Source organism: Micromonospora sp. CNZ295, assembly GCF_004217535.1.
Window position 1 is genome coordinate 2,068,839 of sequence record NZ_SHKZ01000001.1, and the last position, 14,976, is coordinate 2,083,814.

Below are 14,976 nucleotides of genomic sequence, written 5' to 3' on the forward strand. Positions count from 1 at the left end.
ACAACTCCATGATCGGCGGGGCGGGGCGGGGTTGACTGGCGGGCATGGACAGCAGCGGGCTGCGGCGGGCGTACGCGGAGGTGCTCGCGGAGGTCGAGGCTGGGGGGTTCGGGAAGCCGCCGGAGGGGCGGCTCAGCGCCGAGCAGATCGTGGCGCACCTCGCCGCCAACGACGAGCTGATGGCCGAGGCGACGGAGGCGGTGCTCGCGGGCGGCACCTTCGCGTACTACGACCTGGCCGGGGTGCACCGGCCGGAACTGGACGCGCTGGTCGCCCGGTGCGGCGGTCTGGACGGCCTGGCCACCCTGCTGCGCGCCACCAGCCAGAAGCTGTTGACGCTGGTCGACCGGCTCGGCCCGGCCGAGACCCCGGTCGAGACGCATCTGCGCGAGGGCTTCGACCTGCGGGTCGACGAACCGCTGCCGTGGTCCCGCGTGCTGGACCTGCACGGGAGGGTCCACCTTCCCAAGCACCTGGCCCAACTCCGCACCCTCCGCGCCTGACCGCGCCCCCGGTCGTGCACCTTCGTGGTCGCGCCGCGGGCTGGAGCTACCGGGGTTGACCGATCACCCAAGCTGCCACTGCTGCTCGGGTACGCCCGCGCAGGTGGCCTGCCGGATGACGGTGCCCGCCTCGGCGCCGCCGTTGTCCGGCCGCGCGCACCGGCCGCTGTGCAGGGCCGCGAGCAGCACCTGCCCGCCGACGGGCACGAGCCGCCACTGCTGGTTGGCGTTGCCGTGGCACGGGTACTGCTGCAGCCGAGCCCCCTCGTCCTGGCTCTCGCCCGCCACGTCGAGGCACAGGTTGGAGGCCTGGTTGACCAGCGTCACCAGGTCCGGGCCGACCGGGTTCGGGACCCATCGCTGCTCGGGGCCGCCGGTGCAGTCGGCGAGCTGCGCGGTCGCCTGTTCGCCGCCGCCGTCCAGGCCGAGGCAGCGGCCGGACGCCACGCCGCGGAAGACCGTCGGGCCGGTGGGAACGGCCGCCGCGGTGGTCGGTGCGGCGCTCGGGGACGCCGCCGCGGTGGTCGGGGCGGGCTCAGCGGTGGCGGGGGTGGGAGCGGCGGCGGCCGAGGGCGTGCCGGCCGCCGCGGGTACGACCGGGGTGTCGCCGCCACCGCCCAGCACGCCGGTGGCGAGGAACGCACCCAGCACGAGGCCGACCGCGCCGACCAGCACCGCGACCCGCATCAGCGGGTCCCGGGGCAGGCCCGGACGGGCGGCTCGGCGGCCGTAGACCGTGCCGGACGGGTCGGGGTGGTCACCGGGTGCGGACATACCGGCATCCTGGCCCACCGGCGGGGGCCAGGGCCAGCCGCCCCGGCCGGGCGTGACTCGGTCGATGGCCCGGGCGCTGTGCCGGGCGAGCGGTCAGCGGGCCGGCTCCGGGTCCGTGACGTCGGCGACGGTGGCGTCGAGCGCCTCGAGCGCGGCGTCGGCGGCGACCGCGACGGCCACCCCGTGCTCGCCGGCGCCGAGGGTGATGGTCCGGCCGGTCAGCCGGGTGTCGGCGACCACCGGCCAGGCGGTGCGGGAGCCGAACGGCGTGATGGTGCCGCGCTCGTAGCCGGTGGCCGCCTTCGCGGTCGCGGCGTCCGGCATGGAGAGCCGGCTGACCCCGAGCAGGGTCCGCAGCTTCGGCCAGGAGATCATCCGGTCGCCGGGCGTGAGTACGAAGAGGTGGTCGTCCTCGCCGCGACGGACCACGATGGTCTTGACCACGTCCGGCACCTCCACTCCCCGGGCCTGCGCCGCCTCGGCGAGGCTGCGCACGGGACCGTGCCGGATGACCCGGTACGGCAGGCCGATGGCGTCGAGGGCGGCGAGGGCGGGTGACGGCATGCCGGCAACGCTAACCCGACGTCGCTGCTCGGGACGCGAAACGGCCACCGTGGACATCCCGCGAGAACCGGCGCCAGCGCGTAAGGTGATCTCATGTACGCCGTGCGTGATCATGACCAGGCGGTGGCCCGGCTCCGGCGGTCGTACGCGGCGGTGCCGCCGGGGGAGCCGGTCCGACTCGCCAAACGCACCTCCAACCTGTTCCGCCCGCGCAACGCGCCCCGGGCGCCCGGGCTGGACGTGAGCGGCCTCGACGGCGTGCTGCGCGTCGACCCGGCCGCCCGCACCGCCGACGTGCAGGGCATGTGCACCTACGAGCACCTGGTCGACGCGACCCTGCCGCACGGGCTGATGCCCCTGGTGGTGCCGCAGCTGCGCACCATCACGCTGGGCGGTGCGGTGACCGGTCTCGGCATCGAGTCCACGTCGTTCCGCAACGGGCTACCCCACGAGTCGGTGACCGAGCTGGACGTGCTCACCGGGGCGGGCGAGATCGTGACGGCCCGGCCGGAGGGCGAGCACGCCGAGCTGTTCGCGGCGTTCCCCAACTCGCTGGGCAGCCTCGGATACGCGACCCGGCTGCGCATCGAGCTGCAGCCGGTGGGCCGGCACGTCGCCCTGCGCAACGTGCGGTTCACCCGGCTGGAGGAGCTGGCCGACGCGATCGGGGAGGTCAGCGCCACGAGGGAGTGGGCCGGGGAGACGGTGGACGCGATGGACGGGGTGATGTTCAGCCCCGGGGAGGCGTACCTGGTGCTCGCCACCTTCACCGAGGACGCCGGGCCGGTCAGTGACTACACCGGCCGGGACATCTACTACCGGTCGTTGCGCCGGCGCACCCGCGACGCGCTGACCGGGTACGACTATCTCTGGCGCTGGGACACCGACTGGTTCTGGTGCTCGGCGGCGTTCGGGGTGCAGCATCCGGTGGTCCGGCGGATCTGGCCGGCGCGCTGGCGGCGCAGCGACGTCTACCACCGGCTGGTCCGGTTGGAGCACCGGCACCAGGTGGCCGCGCGGATCGACCGGTGGCGTGGCCAGCCGGCGCGGGAGCGGGTCGTGCAGGACGTGGAGATCCCGCTGGAGCGCACGGCCGACTTCCTGCGCTGGTTCGCCAAGGCCGTGGGGATGACCCCGGTCTGGCTCTGCCCGCTGCGGCTGCGCGAGCCGTCCGGCCCGGGTTCGGCGCGGGCCTGGCCGCTGTATCCGCTGCGGCCGGGGCAGGACTACGTCAACATCGGTTTCTGGGGGAGCGTGCCGATCGCACCGGGCGCCGCCGACGGCGACGTCAACCGGGCGATCGAGCGCGAGGTGTCGGAGCTCGGTGGGCACAAGTCGCTCTACTCCGACGCGTATTACGACCGGGAGGTGTTCGACCGGCTCTACGGCGGCGACACCTGGCGGGCGGTCAAGGACCGCTACGACCCGGAGCACCGGCTGACCGGACTGTACGAGAAGGCGGTAGCACGAGCATGAGCGTCATCGATCGAGATCAGGGAGCGGCGAGCGCTCCCGCGACACCGCCGGCGGGGGGCCGGCGACCGCGTCCGACCGTGGCCGACGTCGTCGGGGCGTTGACCACCGGGCCGCTGCCGGTGCGGGTGACCGGGTACGACGGCAGCGCCGTCGGCCCGGCCGACGCCGGCATCACGCTCGCCATCCGTTCCGAGCGCGGCCTGTCGTACCTGCTGACCGCGCCCGGCGACCTGGGCATGGCCCGGGCGTACGTGAGTGGCGACCTCGGGTTGGAGGGGGTGCACCCGGGTGACCCGTACGAGGCGCTGCGGGTGCTCAAGGACGACGTGCGGCTGCGCGTCCCGCCGGTCGCCGAGGCGCTGGCCCTGGTGCGCGCGCTCGGCTGGGAGCGGCTGCTGCCGCCGCCGCCCCCGCCCCAGGAGGCGCTGCCCCGCTGGAAGCGGGTGATGAACGGGCTGCGCCACTCGCGTACCCGGGACAGCAACGCGATCTCGCACCACTACGACGTGTCGAACGCGTTCTACGAGAAGGTGCTCGGCGAGTCCATGACGTACACCTGCGCGGTGTTCCGCTCGCCGGACGACACGCTGGAGACGGCGCAGGCGGCCAAGTACGACCTGGTGGCGCAGAAGCTGGCGCTCAAGGCCGGGATGCGGCTGCTCGACGTGGGCTGCGGCTGGGGCGGCATGGTCCGGCACGCGGCCCGGGAGTACGGCGTGCGGGCGCTCGGGGTGACCCTGTCGCGGGCGCAGGCGCAGTGGGCGCAGGCCGCGATCGAGCGGGAGGGGCTGACCGGCCTGGCGGAGGTGCGGCACCTCGACTACCGGGACGCCCCGGGTGAGCAGTTCGATGCGGTCTCGTCCATCGGGCTGACCGAGCACATCGGCGTACGCAACTACCCGGCGTACTTCGGGTTCCTGCGGGACCGGCTGCGACCGGACGGCCGCCTGCTCAACCACTGCATCACCAGGGCCGACAACCGGGCGCCGCACCGCTCGGGCGCGTTCATCGACCGGTACGTCTTCCCGGACGGCGAGCTGGCCGGGCCGGGCCGGGTGATCTCGGAGCTCCACGACGCGGGTCTGGAGGTGCACCACGAGGAGAACCTGCGCCAGCACTACGCGCTGACCCTGGCTGCGTGGTGCCGCAACCTCAAGGCCAACTGGGACTTCTGCGTCTCCGAGGTCGGCGCGGGCACGGCCCGGGTGTGGGGCCTCTACATGGCCGGTTCGCGTATCGCGTTCGAGCGCAACGGCATCCAGCTGCACCAGGTGCTCGCCACGAGGACGGGCCCGGCGGGGGAGACGACGTACCCGCTGCGCCCCGACTGGCTGCCCTGACCGGTCCGCACGAAGGCCGCGCCGATCATCGGCGCGGCCTTCGTCATCGCCGGGGTCCGGGGTCGGTCGCCGGGGCGGTGCGAGCTGCGCGGCTGCCACGGGACGGCCTCCCGGGAGCGCCCGTCTCGCCCGGGAAGGTGGTCTGTCGCCCGAATCAGGAAGCTCCTCACCTTTTGGTCGCCGAATGTGTGACTATTTCGTCATAGGCGCCGTTCAGGTCGAGTGCCGGGGTTCATCACACTCCTACACCTGCTGAATGGTGCCTTCCGCCTGTGTCCTCAATCGACTGATGGCGATCAGTTGTTGAGTCTGGCCAGGCCTGACCTAGGTGAGGAGCAGCAACATGATGGGACGTACCCGACTGTGGGCAGTTGCCCTGGCGGCCGGTGCGGCGGTGGTGGCCACCGCGGCGGGCACCGCGGCCATGGGCGACGGCAGGGACGACTCCGGCGACAAGCGCGACTGGAGTGACTCGCGCGACTGGGGTGACTCCCGCGACCACGGCGACCGGAAGGGTGAGCGGTTCGACGTGCGGGCGCACCTCGACGGCTACCAGGAGGACCCGCTCACGATCTCGACGCCGGGCAACGGCCGGTTCGAGGCTCGCGTCGACGAGGAGAAGAAGGAGATCTCGTACAAGCTCAGATACGAGGACCTCGAGGGGGATGTCCAGCAGGCGCACATCCACTTCGGCGGCAAGCACCAGAGCGGCGGGATCATCGCCTTCCTCTGCTCGAGCGTGAAGGACGGCAAGCACGGCGCGCCGAAGGGCACCCAGGAGTGCCCCGACGCCCCGGCCACGATCGAGGGCACGATCAAGCCCTCGGACGTCATCGGTCCGGAGGAGCAGGGCATCAAGGCCGGTGAGTTCGGCGAGGTGGTCGACGCGATCAAGGCCGGCGTCACGTACGTCAACGTGCACACCGACAAGTACCCGAACGGTGAGATCCGCGGCCAGATCAAGACCGACGACCGGAAGAAGGACGGCGAGGACTGGGGCTGGGGCTCCGAGGACGAGGAGTCGGGCTGGAGCAAGGACGACGAGGAGTCGGGCTGGAGCGAGGACGACGAGGAGTCGGACTGGTCCAAGCACGACGAGGAGTCGGACTGGTCCAGGGACTGGTCCAAGGACGACGAGAAGTCGGACCACGGCAAGGACTCGGAGCACGGCAAGGACTCGGAGCACGGCAAGGACGCCAAGGACTCGGACCACGGCAGGGACGCCAAGGGCGGCGACGCCCGGGACGAGCGCGGTGACCACAAGGACTCCGAACACCGCGAGGGCTGACGGTTCACCCGAAGGGGCATTCCCTCGATGAGGGAATGCCCCTTCATCGTGGAACCGGCCGGAGTTCGAGGTGATTACCCGCGCCCCGGTGGGTACTGGCGGGCGATGTTCTTCATCTTCGGCCTCCGCACCAACGTCAGCCGGTCCGGCGTGGTGCAGCAGGTCTGCCGCAACTGCGGCAACCACGCCGCCCAGGTCGTCACCCGCCGGTCGACCAGGTTCACGCTGTTCTTCGTCCCGCTCATCCCGGTCCGCACGCGGTACGTGCAGCAGTGCACCTTCTGCGGCGCCCAGTACGACGTCGCGAAGGCCGACGCGCAGCGGCTCACGCTCGCCTGAACCGATGGTCCGCTTCCTCCGCTGGCTGATCGGGCTCGGTGCGCCGGCCGGCTCCGCGACGGCCGCCGGGGCGGATCGTCCGCCGGCGCCCGCCGCGGTGCGCGTCGCCGCCCGCCCGCGCTGCACGCCCGGACGCCGGCGCCGCCGCCGTCGCGGCCGCCGTCCGCTGGCCGGCACCGCCCTGCCCCGCTCGCCGTGGAACCGCTCGGCGGGCCGCTGACCGGCCGGTGACCGGCCCTGTGATCTTCGCCCCGACCGGGCGGCCGTCCCCACCCCTGGCAATTAGCCTGGAGCGGCTGCAAGGAACGAGGGAATCTGTGCGCAACCACCCAGCCGTCGTGCTGGTCGCCGTCCTGCTGTCGACCTTCTCGCTGCCGCTCTCGCTGACCGGGGCGTCGGTCGCGCTGCCCGACATCGGGCGGGACCTCGACGCCGGCCTGGCCGCCGTGCAGTGGGTGGTCAACGGCTACAACGCCACCTTCGCCAGCTTCATGCTCGCCGCCGGCGCGCTCGCGGACCTGTTCGGCCGGAGGCGGGTCTTCGGCACCGGGCTCGTGATCTTCGCCGGGGCCGGGCTGCTCGCGGTCGGCGCCGACAGCATCCTGGTGCTCGACCTGCTGCGTGCCCTCGCCGGCGTCGGTGCGGCGGCCGCCGCGACCAGTGCCTCGGCCATCCTGGCCGGCACCTTCCACGGCCGGGCGCGGGTCCGCGCGTTCAGTGTCTTCGGTACGACGATCGGGGCCGGGCTGGCCTTCGGTCCGTCGATCTCCGGGCTGTTGATCGACGCCCTCGGGTGGCGGGCCGTGTTCGCCGCGCCGGCGCTGGCGGCGGTGGCGGTGCTCCTGCTGACTCCGTGGCTGCCGGAGTCACGACAGCCGCACGCCGGCCGGATCGACTGGCCCGGCACGGTGTCGTTCACCGTCGCGCTGTTGCTGCTGATCTTCGGTTTCGTGCAGGGCCCCGAGTACGGCTGGGGTGACGTGCGGATCGTCCTCGCGTTCGTGGGGGCGGTGGCGCTGCTCGCCGTCTTCGTCCGGGTGGAGCGGGCCCGCCCCGAGCCGATGTTCGACCTGGCGCTGCTGGCGAACCCCCGGTTCGTCGGGATCTGCCTGGCGGCAGCCATCGTCGTGGCCGTCATGGTGCCGCTGCTGGTCTACCTGCCGTCGTACTTCACGACCGTGGTCGGGCTGACGCCCGGCGCGGCCGGCGCGACCCTGATCCTGCTGACCGCGCCGACGGTGGTCCTGCCGGTGCTCACCGGGGCGCTGACCCGGCGGGTGCCGGCTCCGGCGGTGATCGTCACCTCGGTGGCGGTGGTCGCCGCGGGCGCGGCGTGGGCCACGGTCCTCGCTCCGGGCAGCGACGCCGGTGACCTCGCCGGCCCGTTGCTGACCATCGGCGTCGGCATCGGGCTGTCCATCGGGCTGCTCGACGCGCTCGCCATCGGCAGCGTCGCGCCGCACCGGGCGGCCACCGGCGCCGGGATGATCAACACCGCCCGGCTGTCGAGCGAGACCGTCGCGATCGCGGTCGTCGGCGCGGTGCTGGCGAGCACCACCGCCGGTCGGCTCGCCGAGCCCGGCTTCACCAGCGGGCTGCGGGCCGTGCTCTGGTCAATGGCCGGGGTGACGGTGCTGGTCGCCGTGACCGTTGCCGTCCTGCTCCGGGGTCGGGCGCGGGAGCGGGAGCCGGTCGTCGGCTGACCGGCCGCGCCGCTTGAGTCCGGGGGCGCCGCCGCCGTCCCGCGAGCACCGGGGCGCCGCCGCCGTCCCGCGAGCACCGGGCGGCGGCGCGGGCCGTCGGCCCGGGCCACTACCCGCCGTGACCTGAGCCCGGCAGCAGTGTGGCCGCCCAGCGATATTCCTGACCGGCATAGTTATGCCGGAGGGGCATAACGCTTAGCGCCGACATCTTCTCCGCGCCGCGACACGCCGAACGACACGCCGAGCGGTAAGTCGGCTTGACCCTCACGTTGCGGGAGGCGGCAGCCTGGGTCGCGGAAGGGAGGGAGACCATGGCGTACACGGTGGGACAGGTGGCGAGGGCGGCCGGCGTGACGGTCCGGACGCTGCACCACTACGACCAGATCGGGCTGCTGTCGCCGAGCGGTCGCAGCAGCGCCGGCTACCGGCGCTACGACGACGCGGACCTGGAGCGGCTGCAGCTGATCCGGTACTACCGCGAACTCGGTTTCCCGCTGGAGGAGATCGCCGCGATCCTCGACGACCCGGCGAGCGACCCGGCCGAGCACCTGCGCCGGCAGCACGAGCTGCTGAGCGCGCGGATCGGCAAGCTGCAGGAGATGGTCGCGGCGATCGAGCTTGCGATGGAGGCGCGGAAGATGAACATTCCCCTGACGCCGGAGGAGCGCTTCGAGGTCTTCGGTGACTTCGACCCGGACGAGCACGTCGCGGAGGTGGAGCGCCGGTGGGGCGACACCGAGGCGTACCGGGAGTCGGCCCGGCGCACCGCCGGCTACACCAAGGAGGACTGGCTGCGCAACAAGGCCGCGAACGAGGACTGGGGCCGCCGGTTCGCCGAGGTGATGGCCTCCGGCGCGGCGGCGGACAGCCCGGCGGCGATGGACCTGGCGGAGGAGCACCGGCAGTTGATCAACCAGTGGTTCTACGACTGTCCGTACGAGCTGCACACCTGCCTCGCCGACATGTACGTCGGGGACCCGCGGTTCACCGAGTACTTCGAGACGATCCGGCCGGGGATGGCCGCGTACCTGAGTGAGGCCATCCACGCCAACGCGGTCAGCCGCGCGTGAGACGCCGTGGCCCTGGCGGTGTGCCAGGGCCACGGCGTCCGGTCAGTCGCCGATCGTCGCGTGCAGGATGCCGCGGCCGAACGTCGCCGCGAACAGCGTCTCCGACCCGGCGTGGAAGTGCAGGTCCATGACCGGGACGGCGGGGAACGACGCGCCGACCTTCAGCCAGACGCGGCCGAGGTTCGGGGTGAAGAAGACGCCCATGTCGGTGCCGACGTAGAGCCACTGGCGGTGCTTCGGGTGCCGGATCACGTCGTTGACCGGCGCCTGCGGGAGGTTGCCGGAGATGTCCCGCCAGTTCGCCCCGCCGTCGGTGGTCATCAGCACGTGCGGCTGGGTCTCGCTCTCCGAGCGGAAGCCGGAGTACGTCACCCAGGCGGTCCGGGAGTCGGCCGGGTCGACGGTGACCCGGGTGATCCACCGGTCGGGAAGGTCCGGGTCGGTGAGCCGGGTCCAGGTGCCGCCGCCGTCCCGGGTCACCCACAGGTAGCCGTCGTCGGTGCCGACGTACACGACGTCCTCGTCGCTCGGGGCGATGCCGATGGTCGTGATCGTCGCGTACGAGGTGGCGTTGCGGGGTGTCGGCCCGCCGGTCAGGTCGGGGCTGACCGCCCGCCAGGTGCGGCCCCGGTCGTCGGAGCGGTTGAGCACGTTGGAGCCGAAGTAGACGGTGTCCGGGGCACCGGGCGCGATCTCCAGCGGCGAGACCCAGTTGAACCGGGTGCCGGCGAACCGGGACCGGATCGACTGCATCGTGTCGCCGCCGTCGTCCGAGCGGGCGCAGCCGCCGTTCTGCGAGCAGGCGTACACGTTGTTCTGGTCGGCCGGGTTGATGCGGTTCATCATCCCGTCGCCGCCGCGGTAGAGGTTCCAGTCGGCGGCGCCCCAGGAGCGCAGCGAGCCGTTGTCCTGGGTGCCGCCGGAGACCCGCGAGGGGTCCTGCGCGCTCGCGTCCATGGCGTAGAACTGCATGTACGGCTGGACGGAGGCGGCGGTCCACGGGCCGACCACGTCGCCGCCCTGGTCGGACCAGTAGAGGCCGCCGTCGTTGCCGACGTACACCCGGCCCGGGTGGTGCGGGTCCCAGGCCATCGCGTGCTGGTCGACGTGGATGCCCCGGCCGGTCACCCAGCTCAGGCCGCCGTCGCGCGACTCCATCATCGGCACGCCGGCGGAGAACACGTGGTCGGCGTCGGCGGGGTCGACCCACAGCCGCCCGAACCACCAGGCGAAGCCACCGTCGGCGGCGTCCAGCGCGGCCTCGCCGGACATCGGCCGGGTCCAGGTGGCGCCCGCGTCGTCGGAGACGAAGAATCCGGTCAGGTTGCCGATCCGGTCGTTGGTGATGGCGTACGCGCGGTCCGGGTCGTTGGGCGCGAACGCGACGCCGATGCGGCCCGGGTCGGTGGTCGAGGCGGGCAGCGGCGCGCCGATCCGGGCCCAGGTGGCGCCGCCGTCGGCGGAGCGGTACAGGCCGGAGCCGGGGCCGCCGTACTCACGCCCGTCGGGGTAGCGCAGCTTGTCCCACATGGCGGCGAGCAGCACGTCCGGGTCGGCCGGGTTGATCGCGACGTCGATCGCGCCGGTGGAGTCGTTCAGCCCATCGAGCAACTGCCGCCAGGTCGCCCCGCCGTTGGTGGTCAGGTAGACGCCGCGGTCGCCGCCGGTGTCGAAGAGCCGCCCCTGGGCGGCGACGACGATGCGCCGCGGGTCGGTCGGGTCGATGCGGATGCGCCCGATCGCGCCGGTGTCGGTGAGGCCGAGGCTCTGCCAGGTCGCGCCGCCGTCGGTGGAGCGGTAGACGCCGGTGCCGTAGTAGGAGCCGCCGCCGCCGTGGTCCGGCTCGCCGGTGCCGGCGTACAGGGTGCCGTCGGGTGCGATGGCGAGGGCGCCCATCGACTGGGGGAGGTCGTCGGACCAGGCGCTGGTGAGGGTGGCGCCGCCGTCGGTGCTCTTCCAGACCCCGCCGGTGCCGGCGGCCACGTAGACCGTGCCGGGGGTCGCCGGGTCGAGCACCACGTCGATCAGGCGTCCGCCGATGTTGGTGGGCCCGAGCAGCCGCCACTGCACGTCGGACAGCTGTGGCGAGCCGCGGCGGGTCGCGCCTTCCAATGTGCGGGCCTGGGCCAGCGCCTCCTGGTACGCGGTGGCCGGGATCGAGCCGTCCGCGTTGGCGCGCTGCGCCCACATCCACTCGGCCGGCGCGGCCGGGTTCTCCTCCTCGAACGCGATCGGGACCGGCGGGTCGCCCGCCAGGTGCACCAGGGTCGTCGCGACCGCGAGCGCGGCGGCCACCACCCCCGCGCCGATCAACCGGAACCGTGTCCGCCTCGACAGCACCGACCGCATGGGTTCACCCGGCCTTCCGCAGCATCGTCGCCGCTCGATGTGGCGGTCAGCGTACGCGGACATCGACGTACGTGGAAGGACGCTTCGACTGTCGTAGGACTGTGCGACCGTCGCTGCAGGATCAGACACACCGGAGGTTCGACAAGTGCTCATCGTCGCCGGAACTCTGCACGTCGACCCGGAGGACCGGGACGACTACCTCGCCGGCTCCGCCGAGGTGGTGACGGCCGCCCGCGCCGCCCCCGGGTGCCTCGACTTCGCGATCAGCGCCGATCTGGTCGAGCCTGGCCGGATCAACGTCTACGAGCGGTGGGACAGCGAGGACCAGTTGCTCGCGTTCCGCGGTTCCGGTCCGATCGAGGAGCAGCAGGTGGCGATCCGGGGCGCGGAGGTCCACCGTTATCTGATCGCCGGCGTCGAGGCGCCCTGACCTGGTTGGCGGGGCGCCCGGGTCACCCGTCCAGGTAGTCGTAGACGGTCCGGGCGAGCCGGCGGACCACCTCGTCGCCGGTGGCGATCGGGCCGCCGGTGAGGAAGGCGACGGCGACCTCGGTGCCGGGGATCAGGTAGTAACCGACGTCGTGTGAGGCGTCCGGCAGGTCGCCGGTCTTGTGGGCGACCGGCACGCCGGGTGGCAGCGCCGCGGGGATCTTGGTGTTCAGGGTCTGCCGGCGCATGAAGCCGATCATCAGGTCGCGGCTGGGCGGCGCCAGGATGTCGGCGTCCCAGACCGCGCCGAGCAGCGAGATCACGTCGTCCGGGCTGGTGTAGTTCTCCTCGCCGCGGCGGGCCGCCTCGGTGTCGAGCATCTTGCGGGCGAGGATCGTCTCGCGCTGGTTCATCGCGTCGATCAGGGCGTTGACCGGCGCGAATCCGCCGAGGTAGTCGATCAGCACGTTCGCGGCGGTGTTGTCACTGTAGATGATCATGTATTCGGCGAGCCGGTACAGCGTCACCACCTGGGGGAAGGTCTCGTACTGCAGCTGACCGGTGCCGCCGACCACGTCGGCCGGGGTGACCAGCACCCCGTCGTCCAGCGACACCTGGCCGCAGTCCACCCGGCGCAGCAGCTCGACCAGGATCCACAGCTTGATCACGCTGGCCGCCTTCGGGCGGAACTCGCCGTTCACGGCGATCTGCTGGTCGCCGTAGCGGCCGGAGAGGTCGCGGACCGCCACGCCGGCCGGGTTGGTCGGGGCGGCGGCGGCCACCACCTCGGCGAGCTGGCCGGTCAGGGGCACCAGCCGGCGGCCGGCGGCCGGGTCGGTGGGCGGCATGGGGTCGGTGACCACCGTGCCCAGATGCCCGTCCGGCGGCCCGGCGGGCGGGAACACCGCGAGGAAGCCACGGCTGCGGCCGGTCAGCGGGACCTGGTAGGCGTAGGTCGTACCGTCGATCGTGACCCGGCCGCGGGCGGTGCCGCTGCGCACCCGCATGCCGGGGTCGCCGACCCGGCCGGTGTCGCCGTCGCAGGCCCGGTACCGGACGGTCCGGGTCGCGGCGTCCACCGAGAACACCCCGCCGGCGAACGCCAGCCACGCCAGGTCACCGACCGGCCGTGCCGGCGCGGGCCGTGGTCCACCGCCGTCGGCGAGCGCCGGCTGCGGGAGCAGCGCCAGCACGAGGGCGAGCAGGAGTACGCGGACCGTGGCCGGCCGCGAAGATGAGTGCTTCTTGTCGGTTTTCCTCACGTTTGCACCATAAGGAACGGGCGCGGCGATGCGCGGGGCGCGCGGCCCGGTCACCCGATGGAGGCCGGCGGATCAGGACGGCGGCGGTGCCGGCGGGCGCTCCGGCGGCAGGCTCGGCGCGAGCCGGCGCAGCGAGATGAACGCCGGCACCAGCGCCTCGTACAGCTCGGAGAAGAGCGGCAGCAGCGATGCGTACGTCGCGGCGGCGGCCGGGTCGGGGTGGACGGTCTGATCGATCGCGACGAGGTCGCCGGCGACGTCGATGGACTCGACCAGACCCAGCGCCTCCATGCCCAGCAGCGCGGCACCGAAGCTCGACCCCTCGTGACCGGTGGGGAAGTGCACCGGCATGCCGAGCACGTCGGCGAGCATCTGCCGCCACAGCGGGCTGCGGGCGAAACCGCCGCTGGCCCGGATCTCGCGGATCTCGTTGCCGGCGGCCCGGATCGCGGCGAGCACCAGCGCGAGCTGCTGGCAGACCCCCTCCAGCGCCGCCCGGACCAGGTGCCGGCGCTGGTGCCCGTGGGTCAGCCCCACGAATGCGCCGCGCGGCAGCGCCGACCAGTGCGGGGCACGCTCGCTGAGCAGGTACGGCAGCATGAGCAGCCCGCCGGAGCCGACCGGCGCCTGCTCGGCCTCGGCGAGCAGCTCCTCCTCGGCGTCCGGGCCGAGGTCGGGCGCGAGCGCGCCGCCGGCCCAGCCGAGGACCAGGCCGCCGTTGTTGATGGCACCGCCGACCGCCCAGCGCCGCTCGGTGAGCGCGTAGCAGAACACCCCGCCGAGCGGATCGACGCGCGGCTTCTCGCACATCACCCGGATCGCGCCGCTGGTGCCGATCGAGCAGGCCGCCATGCCGGGGGCGACCGCGCCGAGCCCGAGGTTGGCCAGCGGCCCGTCCCCGGCGCCGACCACCACGGGCGTGCCCCGGGGCAGCCCGGTCGCCGTGGCCGCCTCGGCGGTGAGGCCGGGCAAGACCCGGGTGGTGGACACCAGCTGGGGCAGCTGCGCCTCGGTGATGCCGGCGATGCCGAGTGCCTCGTCGTCCCAGGAGAGCTGGTGGATGTCCATCAGGCCGGTCGCCGAGGCGATCGAGTGGTCGGTGACCAGCGCGTCGCACAGCCGCAGCAGCAGCCAGTCCTTGATGCCCACCCAGTACGCCGCCCGGCCGAAGAGCGTCGGCTCCTGCTCGGCGTACCAGAGCAGCTTCGGCAGGGGCGCCATCGGGTGGACCGGCGTGCCGGTGCGCCGGTGCAGGGCCAGCCCCGACGGCACCGCCCGCAGCCGCTCGGCCTGCCGGACGGACCGGGCGTCCGCCCAGGTGAGCGACGGGGTGAGCGGGTCACCGGCGGGGTCGAGCCCGATCAGGCTGTGCATGGCGCTGCCGAACGACACGGCGGCGGGCGGCCGGCCCAGCTCCGCCGCGACCGTCCGGAGCGTCTCCAGCACGGCCGCGTGGATGCGGTACGGGTCCTGCTCGGCGTACCCGGGGTGCGGCTCGTCGAGCGGGTAGCCCACGGAGTGGTGGGCGAGCTGCCGCCCCCGGATGTCGTACGCGACCGCCTTCGCGCTGGTGGTGCCGATGTCGACGCCGATCACGACGTCCGGGAGCGTGTCGGTCACCGGCCCACCCCCTCGTCCCGGCCTCCCGAACGCCGCTGACGTTACCGAGCCGGGAATGCGCCGGACGCGGAATCCGGCGTCCTGGCGACGACACGCCCGGAGGCGAGGAAGCCGTCCCGCGAAACCGCCCTATCGTCCGGGTTGGTCCACCGATCGGGCAATTTGCGTCTCGCAACCCGTCCCCGTGCGGCCGGCACCGGAGTTAACCGATGTGACACCCCGGTTGGTGGGCCTACGCGGCGAAGGAGTCGGCGTGGCA

The 14,976-nt window shown here is 73.3% G+C and carries 14 protein-coding genes; 9 read left to right on the forward strand and 5 right to left on the reverse strand.

What is annotated here, in order from left to right:
• Positions 1-44: 44 nt before the first annotated feature.
• Positions 45-503 (forward strand): hypothetical protein, encoded by a 459-nt coding sequence (locus EV376_RS09875; RefSeq protein WP_130321941.1) that lies wholly within the window; start codon positions 45-47, stop codon positions 501-503.
• 63 nt (positions 504-566) lie between these two features.
• Here EV376_RS09875 and EV376_RS09880 read toward each other — a convergent pair whose 3' ends face one another.
• Both EV376_RS09880 and EV376_RS09885 read right to left on the reverse strand, forming a co-directional pair.
• The gene (locus tag EV376_RS09880) at positions 567-1,277 is read right to left on the reverse strand and encodes an RICIN domain-containing protein (protein ID WP_130321943.1); all 711 of its coding nucleotides are present in this window, start codon (positions 1,275-1,277) and stop codon (positions 567-569) included.
• Between the two features lie 93 nt (positions 1,278-1,370).
• Positions 1,371-1,841 (reverse strand): YbaK/EbsC family protein, encoded by a 471-nt coding sequence (locus EV376_RS09885; protein ID WP_486482571.1) that lies wholly within the window; start codon positions 1,839-1,841, stop codon positions 1,371-1,373.
• A gap of 93 nt (positions 1,842-1,934) precedes the next feature.
• Here EV376_RS09885 and EV376_RS09890 point away from each other — a divergent pair, with 93 nt between their 5' ends.
• The 7 genes from EV376_RS09890 (at position 1,935) to EV376_RS09920 (ending at position 9,057) form a co-directional block, all read left to right on the forward strand.
• The gene (locus EV376_RS09890) at positions 1,935-3,317 is read left to right on the forward strand and encodes an FAD-binding oxidoreductase (protein WP_130321947.1); all 1,383 of its coding nucleotides are present in this window, start codon (positions 1,935-1,937) and stop codon (positions 3,315-3,317) included.
• Entirely contained in the window at positions 3,314-4,657 is a 1,344-nt protein-coding gene (locus EV376_RS09895; RefSeq protein ID WP_130321949.1) for a class I SAM-dependent methyltransferase, read from the forward strand. The genes EV376_RS09890 and EV376_RS09895 overlap by 4 nt, the downstream gene beginning before the upstream one ends.
• Positions 4,658-5,000: 343 nt before the next feature.
• On the forward strand, positions 5,001-5,945 hold the full coding sequence (locus EV376_RS09900) for a CHRD domain-containing protein (RefSeq protein WP_130321951.1): 945 nt from the start codon (positions 5,001-5,003) through the stop codon (positions 5,943-5,945).
• A gap of 105 nt (positions 5,946-6,050) precedes the next feature.
• Positions 6,051-6,284, forward strand: a complete 234-nt coding sequence (locus EV376_RS09905) for a zinc-ribbon domain-containing protein (protein WP_130321953.1) — start codon at positions 6,051-6,053, stop codon at positions 6,282-6,284.
• A gap of 4 nt (positions 6,285-6,288) precedes the next feature.
• On the forward strand, positions 6,289-6,504 hold the full coding sequence (locus EV376_RS09910; RefSeq protein ID WP_130321955.1) for a hypothetical protein: 216 nt from the start codon (positions 6,289-6,291) through the stop codon (positions 6,502-6,504).
• A 97-nt stretch (positions 6,505-6,601) separates the two neighbouring features.
• The gene (locus EV376_RS09915; protein WP_130321957.1) at positions 6,602-7,987 is read left to right on the forward strand and encodes an MFS transporter; all 1,386 of its coding nucleotides are present in this window, start codon (positions 6,602-6,604) and stop codon (positions 7,985-7,987) included.
• Between the two features lie 311 nt (positions 7,988-8,298).
• A complete protein-coding gene (locus tag EV376_RS09920; protein WP_130321959.1) occupies positions 8,299-9,057 on the forward strand; it encodes a MerR family transcriptional regulator in 759 nt (252 codons plus the stop codon).
• A gap of 42 nt (positions 9,058-9,099) precedes the next feature.
• On the opposite strand, the gene EV376_RS09925 is transcribed toward EV376_RS09920, so the two are convergent.
• Positions 9,100-11,406 (reverse strand): sialidase family protein, encoded by a 2,307-nt coding sequence (locus tag EV376_RS09925; protein WP_130321961.1) that lies wholly within the window; start codon positions 11,404-11,406, stop codon positions 9,100-9,102.
• A gap of 145 nt (positions 11,407-11,551) precedes the next feature.
• Between EV376_RS09925 and EV376_RS09930 the strand changes: the two genes are divergently transcribed.
• The gene (locus EV376_RS09930; protein WP_130321963.1) at positions 11,552-11,836 is read left to right on the forward strand and encodes an antibiotic biosynthesis monooxygenase; all 285 of its coding nucleotides are present in this window, start codon (positions 11,552-11,554) and stop codon (positions 11,834-11,836) included.
• A 22-nt stretch (positions 11,837-11,858) separates the two neighbouring features.
• On the opposite strand, the gene EV376_RS09935 is transcribed toward EV376_RS09930, so the two are convergent.
• Positions 11,859-13,097, reverse strand: coding sequence for a serine hydrolase (locus EV376_RS09935; protein WP_130321965.1), 1,239 nt, complete (start codon positions 13,095-13,097; stop codon positions 11,859-11,861).
• 72 nt (positions 13,098-13,169) lie between these two features.
• Positions 13,170-14,717 carry a gluconokinase gene (locus tag EV376_RS09940; RefSeq protein WP_130321967.1) on the reverse strand — a complete coding sequence of 516 codons (1,548 nt, stop codon included), beginning with the start codon at positions 14,715-14,717 and terminating at the stop codon, positions 13,170-13,172.
• Between the last annotated feature and the right edge of the window lie 259 nt (positions 14,718-14,976).

Bases quoted from the DNA above. Each gene is read 5' to 3' on its own strand.
- EV376_RS09875 (WP_130321941.1), top strand. From the start codon at position 45: ATGGACAGCAGCGGGCTGCGGCGGGCGTACGCGGAGGTGCTCGCGGAG.
- EV376_RS09880 (WP_130321943.1), bottom strand. From the start codon at position 1,277: ATGTCCGCACCCGGTGACCACCCCGACCCGTCCGGCACGGTCTACGGC.
- EV376_RS09885 (WP_486482571.1), bottom strand. From the start codon at position 1,841: ATGCCGTCACCCGCCCTCGCCGCCCTCGACGCCATCGGCCTGCCGTAC.
- EV376_RS09890 (WP_130321947.1), top strand. From the start codon at position 1,935: ATGTACGCCGTGCGTGATCATGACCAGGCGGTGGCCCGGCTCCGGCGG.
- EV376_RS09895 (WP_130321949.1), top strand. From the start codon at position 3,314: ATGAGCGTCATCGATCGAGATCAGGGAGCGGCGAGCGCTCCCGCGACA.
- EV376_RS09900 (WP_130321951.1), top strand. From the start codon at position 5,001: ATGATGGGACGTACCCGACTGTGGGCAGTTGCCCTGGCGGCCGGTGCG.
- EV376_RS09905 (WP_130321953.1), top strand. From the start codon at position 6,051: ATGTTCTTCATCTTCGGCCTCCGCACCAACGTCAGCCGGTCCGGCGTG.
- EV376_RS09910 (WP_130321955.1), top strand. From the start codon at position 6,289: ATGGTCCGCTTCCTCCGCTGGCTGATCGGGCTCGGTGCGCCGGCCGGC.
- EV376_RS09920 (WP_130321959.1), top strand. From the start codon at position 8,299: ATGGCGTACACGGTGGGACAGGTGGCGAGGGCGGCCGGCGTGACGGTC.
- EV376_RS09925 (WP_130321961.1), bottom strand. From the start codon at position 11,406: ATGCGGTCGGTGCTGTCGAGGCGGACACGGTTCCGGTTGATCGGCGCG.